14 protein-coding genes are annotated in these 15864 nt (G+C 68.1%); 2 read left to right on the top strand and 12 right to left on the bottom strand.

What is annotated here, in order from left to right; all coding sequences use genetic code 11:
- The coding region (locus OEB96_RS08130) for a transposase (RefSeq protein ID WP_266214908.1) at nt 1-1207 on the bottom strand (1207 nt) is incomplete at its 3' end.
- A 631-nt stretch (nt 1208-1838) separates the two neighbouring features.
- Here OEB96_RS08130 and OEB96_RS08135 point away from each other — a divergent pair.
- Nucleotides 1839-3302 carry a hypothetical protein gene (locus tag OEB96_RS08135; protein WP_266214909.1) on the top strand — a complete coding sequence of 488 codons (1464 nt, stop codon included), beginning with the start codon at nt 1839-1841 and terminating at the stop codon, nt 3300-3302.
- Nucleotides 3303-3492: 190 nt separating this feature from the next.
- Here the strand turns inward: OEB96_RS08135 and OEB96_RS08140 are convergent, their stop codons facing one another.
- The 6 genes from OEB96_RS08140 to OEB96_RS08165 all read right to left on the bottom strand — a co-directional run bounded on the left by OEB96_RS08140 (nt 3493) and on the right by OEB96_RS08165 (nt 9166).
- Nucleotides 3493-4080, bottom strand: a complete 588-nt coding sequence (locus OEB96_RS08140) for a GTP-binding protein (protein WP_266214910.1) — start codon at nt 4078-4080, stop codon at nt 3493-3495.
- A 98-nt stretch (nt 4081-4178) separates the two neighbouring features.
- The gene (locus tag OEB96_RS08145) at nt 4179-4667 is read right to left on the bottom strand and encodes a roadblock/LC7 domain-containing protein (RefSeq protein WP_323137351.1); all 489 of its coding nucleotides are present in this window, start codon (nt 4665-4667) and stop codon (nt 4179-4181) included.
- Nucleotides 4668-5056: 389 nt separating this feature from the next.
- The gene (recR, locus tag OEB96_RS08150) at nt 5057-5650 is read right to left on the bottom strand and encodes a recombination mediator RecR (RefSeq protein ID WP_266214912.1); all 594 of its coding nucleotides are present in this window, start codon (nt 5648-5650) and stop codon (nt 5057-5059) included.
- Nucleotides 5651-5721: 71 nt separating this feature from the next.
- Nucleotides 5722-6054, bottom strand: a complete 333-nt coding sequence (locus OEB96_RS08155; protein WP_266214913.1) for a YbaB/EbfC family nucleoid-associated protein — start codon at nt 6052-6054, stop codon at nt 5722-5724.
- A gap of 22 nt (nt 6055-6076) precedes the next feature.
- On the bottom strand, nt 6077-8452 hold the full coding sequence (gene dnaX, locus OEB96_RS08160; protein ID WP_266214914.1) for a DNA polymerase III subunit gamma/tau: 2376 nt from the start codon (nt 8450-8452) through the stop codon (nt 6077-6079).
- Nucleotides 8453-8680: 228 nt separating this feature from the next.
- Nucleotides 8681-9166, bottom strand: a complete 486-nt coding sequence (locus OEB96_RS08165) for a peroxiredoxin (protein ID WP_266214915.1) — start codon at nt 9164-9166, stop codon at nt 8681-8683.
- Nucleotides 9167-9321: 155 nt separating this feature from the next.
- Between OEB96_RS08165 and OEB96_RS08170 the strand changes: the two genes are divergently transcribed.
- Entirely contained in the window at nt 9322-10509 is a 1188-nt protein-coding gene (locus OEB96_RS08170; RefSeq protein WP_266214916.1) for a serine/threonine-protein kinase, read from the top strand.
- A gap of 70 nt (nt 10510-10579) precedes the next feature.
- Here the strand turns inward: OEB96_RS08170 and OEB96_RS08175 are convergent, their stop codons facing one another.
- The 5 genes from OEB96_RS08175 to OEB96_RS08195 form a co-directional block, all read right to left on the bottom strand.
- Complete coding sequence (locus tag OEB96_RS08175) at nt 10580-10888, bottom strand: hypothetical protein (protein ID WP_266214917.1); 309 nt, start codon at nt 10886-10888, stop codon at nt 10580-10582.
- A gap of 125 nt (nt 10889-11013) precedes the next feature.
- Entirely contained in the window at nt 11014-13863 is a 2850-nt protein-coding gene (locus OEB96_RS08180) for a CHAT domain-containing protein (RefSeq protein WP_266214918.1), read from the bottom strand.
- Entirely contained in the window at nt 13850-14647 is a 798-nt protein-coding gene (locus OEB96_RS08185; protein WP_266214919.1) for a hypothetical protein, read from the bottom strand. The genes OEB96_RS08180 and OEB96_RS08185 overlap by 14 nt, the downstream gene beginning before the upstream one ends.
- Before the next feature lie 66 nt (nt 14648-14713).
- On the bottom strand, nt 14714-15376 hold the full coding sequence (locus tag OEB96_RS08190; RefSeq protein ID WP_266214920.1) for a hypothetical protein: 663 nt from the start codon (nt 15374-15376) through the stop codon (nt 14714-14716).
- A 39-nt stretch (nt 15377-15415) separates the two neighbouring features.
- A complete protein-coding gene (locus OEB96_RS08195; RefSeq protein WP_266214921.1) occupies nt 15416-15586 on the bottom strand; it encodes a hypothetical protein in 171 nt (56 codons plus the stop codon).
- Nucleotides 15587-15864: the final 278 nt, after the last annotated feature.

Below are 15864 nucleotides of genomic sequence, written 5' to 3' on the forward strand. Positions count from 1 at the left end.
CCACTCGAGCACGCAGCTTCGAGCCCGGCGCGAGCACCCCGTGGTACCGCAGCACGTTGGCCTGTGGAGGCGGGATCAGGGCCACGAGCTTCTCGATGAGCTCCGACGGCGTGAGCAAGACCCCGCGCGTGCCGTCGTGCCACGGCTTGCGGAACAGGTACAGCAGCTTGCCATCGGGTCTGCGATGGAGACGCTCGGTCGCCACCGGCGGCCGAGCAACGTATCGCAGCAGCCGCTCGAGTCGCTTGCGGTCGCGGGCCGGGACGGAGACATCGGCGTGCAACGAGAAGCCCTGCACCCGTGCGCAGCGACGTGAAGTCAGCTGCTCGGCGTCGTCCACGGCCACGCGATCACCCGCGCGCTCGACGGCTCGTCCCGCGCGGGGGCCCAAGGCCACGCGCCCCGCGACCGAAGCACCATAGAGTGTTGCAAGAGCAGGATCGTCCATGGCCAGCGAGTCAGGCTCGGGATCGAGGTCGTCGAGGAGCTTGCCCGCGCGCGCGAGGGCTCGCCGCACGCTGCGCCCGACCTTCTTGGTGACCGTGACGATCTCCTCGTCGGTCGGTGGCGGCAGGGGGAAGAAGCGAACGGTTCCATCCTCACGGACGGTGTAGACCCCATCGAGGAGGACGGAATGGAAGTGCACGTTGAGCGCCAACGAGCTCGCAAACCTCTGGATGACGGTGATCCCACCGGGCTTGCCGTCCACGATGTGGTGACGCCGCTTCGCTCGTCGACGTAGATCGGCAAAGATGGTGCGAACGAAGGCCCGCAGCGCGAGCGTGCACGCCTCGTGGTCGTACGCAAGACGGTAGCGGATCCGATGCGGCAGCGAGACCACCCATTGCCGCACGGGGACCTCGGGGATCACGTGGTCGCTGAGGTTCGCAGCCGTCTCGGCCATGCGCCGCCCACCGCATGACGGGCACACGCCTCTGCGCTTGCACGCGAACGCGACCACGCGGTCGTGGCGACACCGAGCACACCGAACCCGCAAGAAGCCCTTGGCCAAGATCCCGCAGTCCAAGAAGTCCCGGAGCTCCTTCTTGACGAACCGCGGCAGCGTCCTCTCGCCGCTGTCCTCCACATCGGCGATGAAAGTCTCGAGGTGGCGCTGGAGGGTCTGGTAGAGGACGGTCTGCTCGGGCCGCCGTCGTTCGTAGTGAACGGCGCGAGAGTCGATCCGGGCGGCGTGGCAAGCGAGCATGATCGCCGCCAGTGCCCTGCCAAGATGATGCCGAGGACGCGCTACAACGATCTCGGGGACATGGCGCGCCGACTCATGTCGAGTGGCCAACCCGTTGGCCAATGGGTGGCCAACGTGGCCCGCCGGTTGGCCACCCGCGGAGAGCGGCACGGCCGCTCACGAGGACGTGACTCGCAGCAACGGTCTGTCCGTGGCGCCGGAGCACCGAGGACCACCGCGTCGAGCGATTCGTCCCGGTCTTCGTCGAACGCGAGCGTCCGATGTGTGGGTCGGCAAGCCCGAGACCCGAGCGCCGTGACCACTTCGGCCTCCGTGGTGCTCGTGACGTCGCACGACGAGGACCGTCGGCCACACGTCATGAGCTCCCTTCCCTTCTTCGTATCAGAAGCAGGGTGCTTGCCTCGCCGCAGCGAGCTCGAGCCGCGAGAGATCACGCCTCAGGACCTGGCCCGCCCGTCTCCAAACCGTCTCCACGGATCCCCAGGATCGCTGGGTACCCCCGAGACAGGGCGTGGATCGGCCCCTGCTCCGTGCATGATGGGCTGATCGATCGAAGTACGAGATACGCTCGATGAGCGGGGCAGGATCCACATCGCAAGCTTGGGTTGCTCAAACAACAAGGAGCGATGTGGTGCCCCGCAACCTGAAGATCCCAGACGTGCCCGTGAACGACAAGGGCTTCGACCAATTCGTGCAGCAACTCGAGGTGCTCGTAGCCAAGCGGTGCGGCGAGGATGCCGACTTCACCGAACGCTCCGCGGCGGCGCGGGCGGTGGTCGCTCAGGCGTTGTGGGTGTACGAAGACCGACGACTTCGCCGGATGGCGACCACGACGCCGCGGATCGAGGTCGATGGAGAGCCCTATCGTCGCCTCTCGCAGCACTCGAGCGTGATCGTCCACGGTCTGCATGGCTCGCACGAGATCGAAGAGCCGCTGTATCGCCGCATGGGCGTGCACGACGGGCCAACGGTCAAGCCGCTCGTGAAGCGGTTGGGTCTGGTCCAAGGTTCCTTGTTGCCCGACCTGGCCAGCGCGGCCGGAGCCTTGATGGGCTGCATGACCAGCCGTGAGGTCGAAGCGACCCTCGTACGCCTCGGCCTGCGGCCGCCCAGCCGTGCCGTGGTCGAGAGGCGCGTTGGCGACATGCTCGACGAGATGGCCCTCGATGTCCGCTCTCTCGAAGAGGCGGCCCGAGGGCACGAGGAGCTCGACTTCGAGGTCGCGGCGGTGAGCTGCGGAATGGACCGCATGTCGGTGCGCATGGATGAGGTCCTCCCTGAAGGTCCCGAGCGCGACGCCAAGCTGCGAGCGCGAGCGAAGCGCACGTACCAACGTCGCCCTCCCGAGCCGTTCCAATCGGCGTGGCGGATGGCATGGACGGGGAGCGTGACCTTGTACGACGACGAGGGCAAGGCTCGCCGAACCCTCCGCTACGGGCTCCCGCACGACGATGATGCCGAGGTGCTCGCGGCACGCATCGTCGATGACGTGGTCGCAATCGTCGATGCATTTCCTCGTGCAACCGTGGTCTGCATTCAAGACGGTGCCCGTGATCTCGAGGTCCTTCGCGCCCGGCTTCGGGAGCACCTGCCCGAGGGCGTCCAACGGTGCCACGTCGTGGACTCCCATCATGCCGTCTCGTACCTCGATGCCGTCGTGGCGGCTTGCGAGCCACCGAACGACCCCGACGGGATGCGCGACTGGTATCGAGCCAAGCTACTCTTCGACGAGCGTGGTGTCGATGACGTGCTGCGGCAACTGACGCGAGCACGCGACAAACACCGGCCTGCGTCGTCGCAGCATGAGGCGATCACCGCGGCCATCCGCTACTGTGACGCTCGTCGTCCCCTGATGCACTACGCGGAGCTCCATGTCCATGCCCAAGGGCTCCCGATCGGCAGCGGTGCGACCGAGTCTGGCTGCGCTCTCTTCCAACTCCGCATCAAGCGACCAGGCTCTCACTGGGGTTCGCCGGGCGTCGATGGAGGGCTGCGCGGGGTGATGACCGCGCGCGGCCTGTCGCTCTCCGACCGCTGGGACTCCGCCTTCGATGGCTACCATCAAACCCTACTCGGCGAGGTCCACGCTGCGTGATCAGGATCCAATCCACGCCCCCGAGACACCTGGGTACTCTTGAGAACGGCAAAACCCCGTGATCCCAACCTATTGCGAGAAAAGCCGTGGGGTGTCGCGGGGTTGGGATCACGGGTGCGTGCCCCTTTGGGGGCAAGCTGGCTGTACCGCCAGCCGGAAGCCGGCTGCGGGGGGCCAAGAACGAAAGGCCCTAGCTCCCCTTGCGAAGCTCGGTGAGCACTTGCTTGGCGAGTGCCTTGAGCGTGTCGAACACCCCGACTCCGGTCGGGGCCACGGCCTCGAACTCGGGGACTCGCGTGGGGTTCAGGGCCTCGGACAGCTCCTCCACCGGCACCACGCTGGGGAGGTCGCGCTTGTTGTACTGCACGACGTACGGCAGCTTGTCGAGGTCGTAGCCCTGCTCGGTCAGGTTGTCGCGCAGGTTCTCGAGGCTCTCGATGTTGGCCTCCATGCGCTCCATCTGCGAGTCGGCCACGAAGCACACGCCGTCGACCCCCTTGAGGATCAGCTTGCGGCTGGCGTCGTAGAAGACCTGGCCCGGGACCGTGTAGAGGTGGAATCGCGTGCGGAAGCCACGGATCTCACCCAACGACAACGGCAGGAAGTCGAAGAACAAGGTCCGCTCGGTCTCGGTCGCGAGCGAGATCATCTTGCCCTTCGCGTCGGCCTTGGTCTTGTTGTAGATGTACTGCAGATTGGTCGTCTTGCCGCACAGACCCGGGCCGTAATAGACCAGCTTGCAGTTGATCTCGCGGGAGCTGTAGTTGATGAACGACACGGGTGGACCTCGGACGCCGCGGCCTTCCTAGGACGGCGGCGGATGAGAGCTGCGGCGACTACGATTGCAGGGGCGAGCCACGGTGGGCCACACAGGGACTAGTCGTTGAACAGGTTGTCGATGTCGGCGTCGGTGATCTCGGCGAAGACGTTGTTGGCCTGGGGGCTCGCCGCCTTCTTCATCACGTCCTCGAGAACGGTCTCGAGCTCCGTGACGGCCTTCTTCACGCGCAGCCGGACCAAGCCGTGGGTGGTGTTCTTGTCGAACAGCACCACCAGGATCACCCGGCGGCCCACGATGGTCAGGTTGATGCTGATGCCCTTGCCCTCGTGGAACTGACCCGTGAACTGGTCCTCCTCGATGAGCTTGGCGATGCCCTCGGTGGCGGCCACGTTGCCGGCGACCAGAGAGCTGAGCGAGGTGGTATCGAGCTCCTGGGCAGAGCCCGAGGCGGCGATGAGCTGGCCGTTCTTGTCGACCACCAGGATCGCCCGTGAACGCGAGTCTTGCTGGAGGCGGTCGGCCACGGCCTGGATCCGCCGCACTTCGTCCTCGTACATCACGAGCTGAGCGCTGAGATTGGTCAAGGGGAAACTCCTGAGGGGCGAGGCTCGACCCGGCCCGGCACGGAGGGCCGGCCGGGTGCACGCGGAGCCCTGCCGAGGACAGCAGGGCGGGAAGCGGGGCCAAGCTAGCAGACTCGCTGATGCAAGTCCACGGCCGCCGGGACACGGATCCAGGGGCTCGACCCACCGACTTCGAGCGTTGCCGAGGCCCTGCTTGCCCCCAAAGGGGGCATCTACGCGCGAGCATGTCCAATGAGGCCCCGAGATGGGCCCCAACATGGGCCCCGAGGTGGCCGATGGCGGCCGACGATGGGCCCGGGCCCACGCGAGCGCGATGGGTCCCACCCACGCAGGGCCTCCAGGGACGGCGCCGCTGGGAGATCTCCCCCGGGCCTCGGCTCACGAAGCTCCTATAGCCGGCGTCGGTCCTCGAGGGCTCGATGCAGCGTGGTCACGTCGGCGTACTCGAGCTCGCCGCCCACCGCCACGCCCGAGGCGATGCGGCTGACCCGGACCCCCAGCGGCCCGATCAGCTTGGAGAGATAGAGCGCAGTCGCGTCGCCCTCCACGTTGGGACTGGTGGCCACGATGATCTCCTCGACCCCGGGGAGCGCCGCCGCGTCGCTGGGGTCGCGGTGCAGGCGTGCGAGCAAGGCATCGATGCGAAGATCGCCCGGGCCCACGCCGCCGAGCGGGTCGAGCACGCCGTGGAGCACGTGATAGACCCCTCGAAAGACCCCGGTCCGCTCGATCGCCATGCGATCCTGCGGCTGGGACACCACGCAGATCGTGGTGTGATCGCGCCGGGCATCGGCGCAGCGCGGACAGACCTCGTCGGAGGTGAAGTCGCAGCACACTCGGCACTGCTTGAGCTGCGCGTGCACGCTGCCGATGGCCTCCGAGAGCGCGCGCAGATACTCGGGATCGGCCTTGACCATGGCCAGCGCCAGGCGCATCGCCGACTTCTCGCCGATGCCGGGTAGTCGTGAGAGCAACCCCGACAAGCGGCGCAGGGGATCGCCGGCCGAAGCCCCGGGCGCGGACCCGGAACCGCGCGAGAACCGATCCTGCGCGCTCACAGCCCCGGGAATTGGCCGGCCAGACCGGGCGGGAGCAGGGAGCTCATGCGCTGCTGGGCCGACTCGTTGGCCTTCTCGCGCGCCTTGTCGAGCGCGGCGTTGACGGCCGCGGTGACGAGATCTTGTAGCATGTCGCGATCCTCACCCATCACGGCCGGATCGATGGTGACGCTGTTGACCCGCAGGCTGGCGGTGGCGGTGACCTTGACCATGCCGCCCCCCGCTGCGCCCTCGACGGTGATGCTGTCGAGCTCCTGCTGCATCTTGGCCATCTGCTCCTGCAGCTGCTGGACCTGACCCATCATCGCGCCGATGTCGAACTCGCTCATGGTGCGGGGGAGGATAGCGCAATCAGGGCTCGTGCAGCGGCTTGGTGCCGAGCAACTGTGCATCGAAGGTCTGCAAGAGGGCCCGGATGGCGGGGTGCGCCTTGGCCTCGGCCTCGACCGCGGCCCGGTGCTCCTTGCGCCGCTGCTCGACCACGAGCGCCAGGCTGGGGAGGTCGGGCAGCTCTGGGCGCCCTTCGACCAGCTCGAGCGTGAAGGGAGCCCCCAGGTGGTCGCGAGTGGCTTGCTCGATCTGGGCGCGCCGCTGCGCGTTGCGAGCGAGCTCGGTGTGCGAGAAGTCGCCGCGGGGAGCGGCCACGCACAAGACCCCTCCTTCGAGTCGCGAGAGCCCCACCTGGCTCAGCACCGCGGCCAGGAAGTCGTCCTCCTCGGCGATGCGCGAGACCAGCTGCTCCCAGGCCTCGATGGCCGGCAGCTCCTCCCACGGGATCACTCCGTCGGCCGGCGGCGGGGGCAGGCACGGGCCCACGCCCATGCGCACGGAATCCTGCTCGGGCGCTGGGCTCGTTTGGACCGGCTGCCCCGATGAGCCCGGTGATCCACTCTTGGGCTTGGGTCGAGGGGTCGAGGAGCTGGGGCCGGCGACGGGTGGCGTGGAGGGTGGCCGCCGATCGGACGGTATCGGCTCCTCGTCGATGACGATCCCCTCCGACCGGCCCTTGTCGAGCCACTTGGCCATGAAGGGACTGACCTCGGGATCCGGCGCGGTCGGAGCTGCGCGAGGTCGATCGGGCTCGCGGTGTGGCGGCTCGTTCATCGCGCGGGGTGGCTCGTTCACCGCGCGGTGTGGCGGCTCGTTCATCGCGCGGTGTGGCGGCTCGTTCACCGCGCGGTGCGGTGGCTCGTTCATCGCGCGGTGCGGTGGCTCGTTCATCGCGCGGTGCGGCGGCTCGTTCATCGCGCGGTGCGGCGGCTCGTTCATCGCGCGGTGTGACGGCTCGTTCACCGCGCGGTGCGGTGGCTCGTTCATCGCGCGGTGCGGCGGCTCGTTCATCGCACGAGGGGCGTCCGGTCTCGGAGGCGGCTCGGCGGCCATGGGGCGGCTCGGCGGCGCCTCGTCCAGCCACGGCGGTACGTCCTCGAACGGCGGCGGCTCGGGGGGCATGAAGCCGGGTCGCTCGTCGGCCTGTGCCCGACGGCCGCCTCCACCGGACCCTCGAGGTGGACCTGCGGTGCCCGTACCTCCTCCGGGAGCCCGCGGCGCGGACCCGCCACGGCTCGAGGAAGGTGGTGCGCCACGGCCCAGTGCATGGAGTTGATCGACCAGGTCGCCCAGCGGGATCACCGGCTCGGCGCACGCCAGCTCGAGCAGTCCCATCTCGACCAACAGACGCTGCGTCCGCGACTGGGGCAGTCGGTCGATCACCCGCGAGAATCGATCGAACAGCTGCCCGAGGTGCGAGGGCTCCACCTTGCTCCCCAGGGCGCGCAGCTGTGCGAGCTCGGCCTCGGTCGCGTCGGGCAGCACCTCGGACGTCCCGCACACGGCGAGCACCGTCAGGTCGCGCAGCAGCTCGAGCACCTGGAGGCTCAGCACGGTCAGGTCGTTGCCCGCGGTCACCAGGGCGTCGAGGCGCTTCATGGTGGTGGTCGGGTCGCCGTCGAGCACCGCGTCGACGAGCTCGAGCAGCGCCGAGGCATCGGCCTGGCCGAGCAGGCGTCGCACTTCTTCTTCGGTGACGAGCTTGGAGTCCTCGGCGAATGCGATCACCTGATCGAGCAGGGTCAGCGAGTCGCGAACCGAGCCCTCGCCCGCGCGCGCCACGATGCGCAGGCCGCCCTCCTCGACCGACAGGCCCTCGCGCTCGAGGATCGAGCGCAGGTAGACCACCAGCTCGCCGGGCGCGACCCGCTTGAAGTCGAGGCGATTGACCCGCGACAGGATCGTGGGCAGCACCTTCTGCGGCTCGGTGGTGGCGAACACGAAGCTCACGTGTGGCGGCGGCTCCTCCAGCGTCTTGAGCAGCGCATTGAAGGCCGACGTGCTCAGCATGTGAACCTCGTCGATGATGTAGACCTTGCGGCGCGCCGTCTGGGGCAGGTAGTTGACCTGCTCGCGGAGGTTGCGGATGTCGTCGACCGAGTTGTTGCTCGCGCCGTCGATCTCCATCACGTCGACCGAGCGGCCCTCGCTGATCGCCACGCACTCCGAGCACTCGTTGCACGGCTCGGCGGTGGGGCCGTTCACACACACCAGGCCCTTGGCGAAGATGCGCGCGGTGGTGGTCTTGCCCAGCCCCCGGGCGCCCGAGAACAGGTAGGCGTGGTGCACCCGGTCTTGCTTGATCGCATTGCCCAAGGTGCGTCCGATGTGCTCCTGCCCGACCATGTCGGAGAAGCGCATCGGCCGGTACTTGCGCGCGAGGACGACGTAGCTCACGAGGGCTCGGAACGTAGCACGATGCCCCCCTTCGGGGGGCAAGCTGGCCATACCGCCAGCGCTCAGGCGGATGCGAGGCGAGCAGAGTAGAGCGCCCCGGTCGGCTGTACCGCCAGCGCTCAGGCGGATGCGAGGCGAGCAGAGCAGAGCGCCCCGGTCGGCCTCACCAACGCCCCCCTTTGGGGGGCAAGCTGGCTGTACCGCGAGCGCTCAGCCGGATGCGGGGGGCTAAGAAAGACTCACCATGCACTGGTCGGCCCCGCTCACCGTCACGCCCTTGCCCTCTTCGATGCCGAGGGTCTCCACCACGCCGTCCTTGACGCGCATGGAGAAGCGCTTGCCGCGAACGCCGAGGCCGGCCACCGAGATGTCCTGCGTCAGGCCCATGGCCTTGGTGAACTCGCCGTTGCCGTCGGGCAGCATGGTGACCTTGCCGTCGGCGCCCTGCTCCTTGCCCCACGCCTGCATCACGAAGGGATCGTTGACGGCCAGGCAGACGATCTCGTCGACGCCCTTGGCCTTGATGTCCTCGGCGCGCGCCACGAAGCCGGGCAGGTGCTCCTTCGAGCACGTGGGGGTGTACGCGCCCGGCACCGAGAACAACACCACGGTGCGGCCCTTGAAGAATTCGGCCGTGTTCACCTCGGCCATGCCGTCGGCCGTGAGCCACTTGAGGGTCACCTCGGGTACCTTGTCGCCAACCTTGATGGTCATCGTCGCTCTCCTGGGCGCCGCAGCGCCGTGTGCGTGGAATTCGCTGGTGGAATCGAGGGGCGGGACGCTACCACGGTCTGGCCTCCAGGGCGCGCGAACGGCCCTGGGGCGCATGGAGATCGGCCCCGAAGCGTGATACTCCGGTGCGGGATCCGATGACGGACACCAAGCCCCCGCACCCCACCCCCGAGCCTCCGGGTCGCGAGGGGCAGGCGTCCGAACGGTCCGGACGGGCTGCTGCCATCGGTGGCGTGCCGGCGCGGCCTCCTGCGCGCCCTGCGGGGCCCCGCAGCCGAACGCCCTCGGCCGGGATCTCCATGGCCGACATGCTGCTCGGCACGGTGCTGGCCGAGCGCTACAAGCTGCTGCATCGCATCGGCGAGGGCGCCATGGGCTGGGTGTACGTCGGCGAGCACGTGGAGATCGGCAAGAAGGTCGCCGTCAAGGTGCTGCGGCCCTCGCTGTGCCGCCTGCCCGAGGCGGTCAGCCGCTTTCGCCGCGAGGCCCGCTCGGCCAGCCAGATCGGCTCGCGCCACATCGTCGACGTCAACGACTTCGGCGCCACCGAGCAGGGCTCGGCGTACCTCGTGATGGAGTACCTCGAGGGCGAGGACCTCAGCACCACGCTCAAGAAGGAGAAGTTCTTCCCCTGGCCGCGAGTGGTGCACGTGCTCGAGCAGATGTGCGAGGCGCTGCAGGCCGCGCACGACGCCGGGATCATCCATCGCGACGTCAAGCCGGCCAACTTCTACCGGGTGACCGTGGGCGACGACGAGGACTTCATCAAGATCCTCGACTTCGGCATCGCACGGCTGGCCAATCCCCAGGACAGCATCGTGACCCAGACCGGGGTGGTGATGGGCACCCCCGACTTCATGGCCCCCGAGCAGGCCATGGGCAAGCACGTCGATCATCGCGCCGACATCTACTCGCTGGGAGCGAGCGCCTATGCGCTGCTCACCGGACGCCCTCCGTTCGAGGGGGCCAACGAGTACGACGTGATCTACAAGCAGCTCAACGACGATCCCAGCCCTCCCAGCGAGGTGGCGCCGGCCGAGGCCGGCGTGCCCAAGTGGCTCGATCGCGTGATCCTCAAGACGCTGCGCAAGGATCCCAAGGATCGCTACGGCTCCATGCGCGAGCTGGGCGATGCGCTGCGCGAGGCCAAGCGGGCCGCCGACGGAAAGGCGAGCGCCAAGGCCAAGGCGTCCGCGAGCCGCTCGACGGCCGAGGGAGTCGCAGCCAGGGCGGGGGCGCGCAAGAGCTCGCCGTTCCTGGTGGTGGCGGTGGTGGCGATCCTCGCGGTGCTCCTGGGTGTGGGCTACACGTTGCTCCGCAATTGAAAGAGGGTCGCTCCCATCGGAAGCGACCCCGGGCTCGAGACTCGCGCGGCGATGTGGAGTCGCCGCGGAGCTACGAGATCGACAGAGCCTTCTGAAGTGGTCCGAGCGAGCCATGGTCCATGGTGATCACTCCGCTGATCGGCGTGCCGGGCCGCGTGATGGTCCACTGGTAGGTGGTCTCGCCGCCGCTGCTCGAGCCCGAATTGCTCGACAGTCCTTGCTGGTGGCTCCCGCCGGACATCGTGACATCGATGGCGAACTCGTCGGGATCGAGGCCCGATGCGACCGCATCGGGCGTGACGAGGGTGATGATCCACTTGTTGTTGGTGGTGTCGTCGACGAGCTCGCCGCGACAGCTGGGGCAGTCATTGCCTCCCATGTGCGCTCCTCCTCTTCCTGATTGGGGTGATGACCCGCGGCTCGACGTCAAGCTCGTCGGTGGCGGGATGCACCACTTCCTTTGGTGAGTGGAGCGCGACTTCTTACGCGGCCGATCGATCGATTTCAGAGCGACCACAAGCGCAGCCGAGCCGCATCATCGCGCAAGTCCTGCTGCTCGAGCTCTCGCTTGGCTTGCTGCAGTGCCATGGCGACGTCGTCTACGCTGGCCCCTCGAGGAAGAGTCTCGAGTAGCTCGTCGACGACGATCTCCATGGACTTCGATGAAACATCGCCCACGGTGCCCACGGCCCACTCTGCTCCTGCTTGTACGTAGCTCTGCGCCAGACCGATCGCGCCGGAGATCCCGTACGCGTCGACGATCGCCGAGTCGCAGTGAGCCAAGATGACGTGACGTGGCACCATGCCCATCTCCAGCAGCAGGTCCGAACGGGTCAAGACGTCTGCTCCCACGCCAAAGCCGTCCTGATCGGGCTCGGGTCGCATGTCATGCGCAGAGAGCAGATCGTAGTACGAGGGCCGAACGGCGCCGAATCCGTAGAGAACTGCCAGCTCCACGCCTCGTGTCTGCCGGAGCACGTCGGTCACCGAGACGTGCGAGGGTAGCTCCCAAGGGGTTCCCAAGAAGGTCACGTCGAACGCCTTGGCCTCGAGTCCCTCTCGCCACCGTTGAAAGCGGTCTCGGAGCGAGTCGTCTTCGTGCGCCAGCTTCTTGTTCGGATCGGAGAACACCACGACGGCGCTTCCGTCGCGTCGAGCCTTCATTGGGATGGCGGGCAGGTCGAGCGCATGCACCACTGCCAGCCCTTCGCCCAGTGGGCGGCCCTGCCATGGTAGGTCGGCGAAGCTCACCTCGTGCATGGCTGCTGGGGAGAGCACGCGCAGGCGGGTAGCACCCTCCAACACTTCTGTGAACGGGGAGATCAGCACTTCCGCGAGGGACTCGGGAGAGTCCTCGATGGACCACTTGGAGAGGCGTTGCACCAGCACTCGGCCGTTCGCGCCCCATCCGAAGCCGAGGAAGCCTTCCCCGTCGCGGAAGTACAGCACGCTTGCTTCCCCCGACGAGCCAGTCGGAAGCTGATCACACTCGACCGGCATGGACTGGGCGGAGAGCCGGGTCTCGAGCGCGTACTGCTCGGCCTCGTGCCGCATGCGACGATCGATGGGGATGTCGCGGAGATCATACCACTTGTACCCTTCGAACAACTTCGCTCTCGAGCGCTCGAACGTCTCAGCCCTTGCTCGATCCTCGAGCAAGGGCTCGAGGCTCATCAAGCCGCGGGCCCGCGCGACCCTGGCGGAACACAGTGCCTGGTGCAAGAGCCCGTGCTCGAGCAGCAGACGCACCAACAATTGGCTGCTCTTGCGCCGCATGGCAGCGTGACGATCGGTCTCCACCCCCGAGATGCCTCGGCTGCGATCGATGTGTGCTTGGGCCTCGTTCAGTGCGAGGAGGGCGGCAGAGAGCTCGCCGCGCTGCTCGTGGATGCGGGCCCAGGTCAATTGCAGGAGCCAGTCGTCCTCGGATTCGATTCCATCGCCGAGCTTGCCTTGCCGTCGGTCGACTTCGAGCTCCTCGAGGACTCGTGCCGCCGTCTCGACCTCGTCTCTGGCCAGGGCGAGTCCGGCCTGAACCAGGCGACGGCGCACGTCGGTGGTGGTCGCAACGGTCGTGCGGGGGATGCCCTCGAGGAAGGCCTGAGCGACGGCGAGCTCGCCTCGTTCCAACGCAACGAAGGCCAAGTCCACGTCGACCCGCTGTGCCTGATCGCGAACGGAAGAATGGTCGGGGCAGCGTGTGCGATCGACGATGATCTCGCGAGCCTCGAGCCAGTACTCTCGGGCCGGCTCGAGGGAGGTGTCGTGCAGCTCGGCCTCGCGAAACGCCAAGGCGCCGCGCTTGCGGTGGTAGCGGGACTCGGACTTGCACGGGCCGAGCACCCCCTCGTGAGGGTGGGCAGCTTCGAGCTCGCGCATTTGCTCGAGGACTTGGCGGGCCCAGTCGAAGCGCCCCTGGTTGGCCAGGCTCTCGACCAGAGGGTTGAGCACGGTGAGCTGCCAGCGAGGCCAGCGGAGTCGGCGGGCCACCTGCGCCGCCCGCTGGAGCAGCCCTCGGGCGCGGGAAGATCGCCCCTCGGCGAGCTCCAGGAGCGCGCGATGGTAGGAGCCCTTGAGCTCCACCTCCGGCAGCGACCCCTGGTCGCGGCACATGGTCTCCAGCACCTCGAAGGCTCGGCCCTTGTCGCCCAGATCCTCCCCGAGGAAGAAGCTCGCGGACCAGGCACTGCTGCACTCGGCCATGGGCTTGCCCTGGGCCCTCGCCAGGCGGGCCGCCTCGATCGCGATCTCCGTTGCCTCCCGATGGTCCCCCAGGTCGTGCAGCACGTAGTACAGGTAGCGGGTGAGCAAGAGCCGTCGCGAGGGCTCGATGTCACCACGCAGCTCCTCCCGCAGCTCCGCGGCCATGGCTCGCTGGGCTTGGTGGTCCCCCACCATTCCGTCAAGACGATCGCGAAGGTCCTTGTCCGGCCGTGGTCGGTAGTCGATGTCGAGCGTCAGGAACTCCTTCCAGCTGCCGTCGACGTGGCCCGACACGATCAGGCGCCCGCCGTGACTCGGGTGCAAGATCAGGCCCCAGCCGTCGTCGACCTCCGCGGTGTCGGCCGTGATCACGACGCCATCGAGCGACACCACGGGCTCGGCCACGCCCGACGGCAACCACACGCGAAGGGTCGACTCGTCGGGCCTCTCGTCGCTGTACAGCGTGCACGTGATGGGCTCGCCCTCGGGGCTTCTCTCGAGCTCCTCGCACCCCGCCCACAACGTGCCCTCCGGCGAAGCAGGGGCTCGGGGACTCGGTGCCTCCAGGGTGTGCGGCCCTCCCAGCGCGAGCAGCAGGGCCATGCCGAGCAGGCCCCGCCAGAGCCCGCGCCTGGGCTCAGGGGGGGGCATCGCACGAGCCCTTGGCGATCACCTCGATCGTGCGGACTTCGAGCGATGAGCAGCCGAGCCCCCCTCGCACGCTGCACGCACCCGGGGCTCCGGCGCTCACCTGCAGCGTCCAGCGCCCGGGCGTCAGCGGAGCGAGCTGCTCGAGCGTCCCGGCGAACAGGAGTGCCCGCCCGCCGTCGACCCACTGCCAGCGCTCGTCGCGACGCACGTCGAACGCGAAGCGGTGGCCCGAGCCCGCGGGTGGTGTGGCCTCCAGCGTGAGCTCGAGGGGCGCGTTGGTGTCGATCGACGAGCCCAGCGGCGTTGCGAGCACGAGCCGCATGGGCCGATCTTGACACAGAAGCTGCGCCTCGGGGGACGGGGACGCCCCCTGGTGCGCTGGCGGTGGCCCGCCGCCGTCGATCCGCATGGATGCGAACCTCGGGGGTGCCGCCGAGGATGAAGCGAAGGAGCCCTGGCGAGAAATCACGAACGCGGCGACCACGGCGGCCGCCAGCGCGGACACCACCGACAGCGGGCGGCCCCACGCTCGCCGCGGGGCTGCTTCGGATGTGGAGACGCTCGTCGGCTCTGCTCGTCGAGCCCCGGGTCGAGCCTCGAGCACACGATCGATCAGCGCATCGACCCGATCCTCGGAGAGAGGCACATATGCGGATTCGTCTCGGTCGCCGAGCCGCTCGCGAAGGGCCTCGGCGGTCTCGCGGTGTCGCATCCATCGCCCGAGATCTTCGAACGGGCGGAATTCGTCGGGGGCGCCCAGCCGCGTGGCCTCGTCATCGTCCATCGCTTGGTCTCTCGCGGTGATAGGCGCCCGCATCAGGATCGCTGACATGGGACATCGTGCCCAGACTCATTCGTCATCGAGATCCTTACGGCGCCTCACACGCTTGACTCGATCTTCGAGTGTGACATCGAACAACTCGCGCAGCTCGGGCAACGCCCGACGAACCCGCTTCTTGAGACGCGATGCCCAGGTGTGGAGCGCCTCCACCGTCGTTCCCGTGTCCCTGGCCTCCTCGGCGGGCGAGCGGCCCAGCACGAACAGGGCACGAAAGCGTACGCGGTCCTTGGGGCTGCCGTGGGCGTCGAGGAAGGTCTCGATCTGGGCGAGCCCGTCACGATACTCGAGCTCGACCTCGAGCTCGGCACCGAGCAGGAGCCGAGGACCGAGCTGCTCCTCCAAGAGCGCGGCCGTGTCCGGCTGGCTGGCCAGCCAGCGCCGTGCGAAGCGCCCCGCGATCATGTCGAGATACCCGCGCAGGCCGGCGCGCTCGGGGTTCCAGTCTCGCAGGATCTTCGCGTTGCGTCGGTAGAGGTAGGCGAGCAGCTCGGCGACGATGTCGTCCCGGTACGTCGTGCCCCGTGGGAAGTCGCGCAGCGCCAGGAACACGGACCGATCGAGGCGTGCGATCAAGAGCCGGGCGAGCTGGCACTGCTGTCGTGCGTCGCCATCGAGCAGCGCGATCAAGCCCTCGTGGGAGAGGGTCGAGAGGCTGGGCTCGAAGGACGACATGGGCTCGAAGCGTCGGCTCGCGCGAGTCTACGCCGTCTCTCAGGTGGGCGGCGGAGCCATGAGATCGGTCGCCGGAGGATCGGTCACCACGAGCGAGGCCTCGTTCTCGCCCGGGGGCTGGATGCTGATCTTCGTCGGCTCGAAGTCGACGCCGGTCACACGGAGCCCCACGATCACGGTGCCCGATCCTTCGAAGGCCCGTTCGGGCACGATGGCCCATCTCCTTGTCCCGGATGGGCCAAGCAGGCAGAGTATGGCACCGCTGGAGGCGAGCGATGACGCGAGATGCGACTCGCAGGCGAAGGTGAGGAGCAGATCGGATCCCATGAGCTGCCTGGATCCCCGCGACTTGCCGACGTAGATCGGAGGCGGTGGTGGTGGCGGTCCATCCAGCGGTTCGAGCGCGATCGTGAGCATCGTACCGAGTCCATAGTGGCGAGGTCCAAGGAAGCTGACAGCCATTTCAACGATGAACCTTTCGAACCGCC

Source organism: Paraliomyxa miuraensis (assembly GCF_026337845.1).
Taxonomy (GTDB): domain Bacteria; phylum Myxococcota_A; class Polyangia; order Nannocystales; family Nannocystaceae; genus Paraliomyxa; species Paraliomyxa miuraensis.

What these genes read in the sequence shown, in the direction of transcription:
- OEB96_RS08180 (WP_266214918.1), bottom strand. Translation starts at nt 13,863, where the DNA reads ATGCCCCCCCCTGAGCCCAGGCGCGGGCTCTGGCGGGGCCTGCTCGGC.
- OEB96_RS08175 (WP_266214917.1), bottom strand. Translation starts at nt 10,888, where the DNA reads ATGGGAGGCAATGACTGCCCCAGCTGTCGCGGCGAGCTCGTCGACGAC.
- OEB96_RS08190 (WP_266214920.1), bottom strand. Translation starts at nt 15,376, where the DNA reads ATGTCGTCCTTCGAGCCCAGCCTCTCGACCCTCTCCCACGAGGGCTTG.
- OEB96_RS08155 (WP_266214913.1), bottom strand. Translation starts at nt 6,054, where the DNA reads ATGAGCGAGTTCGACATCGGCGCGATGATGGGTCAGGTCCAGCAGCTG.
- OEB96_RS08170 (WP_266214916.1), top strand. Translation starts at nt 9,322, where the DNA reads ATGACGGACACCAAGCCCCCGCACCCCACCCCCGAGCCTCCGGGTCGC.
- OEB96_RS08185 (WP_266214919.1), bottom strand. Translation starts at nt 14,647, where the DNA reads ATGGACGATGACGAGGCCACGCGGCTGGGCGCCCCCGACGAATTCCGC.
- OEB96_RS08165 (WP_266214915.1), bottom strand. Translation starts at nt 9,166, where the DNA reads ATGACCATCAAGGTTGGCGACAAGGTACCCGAGGTGACCCTCAAGTGG.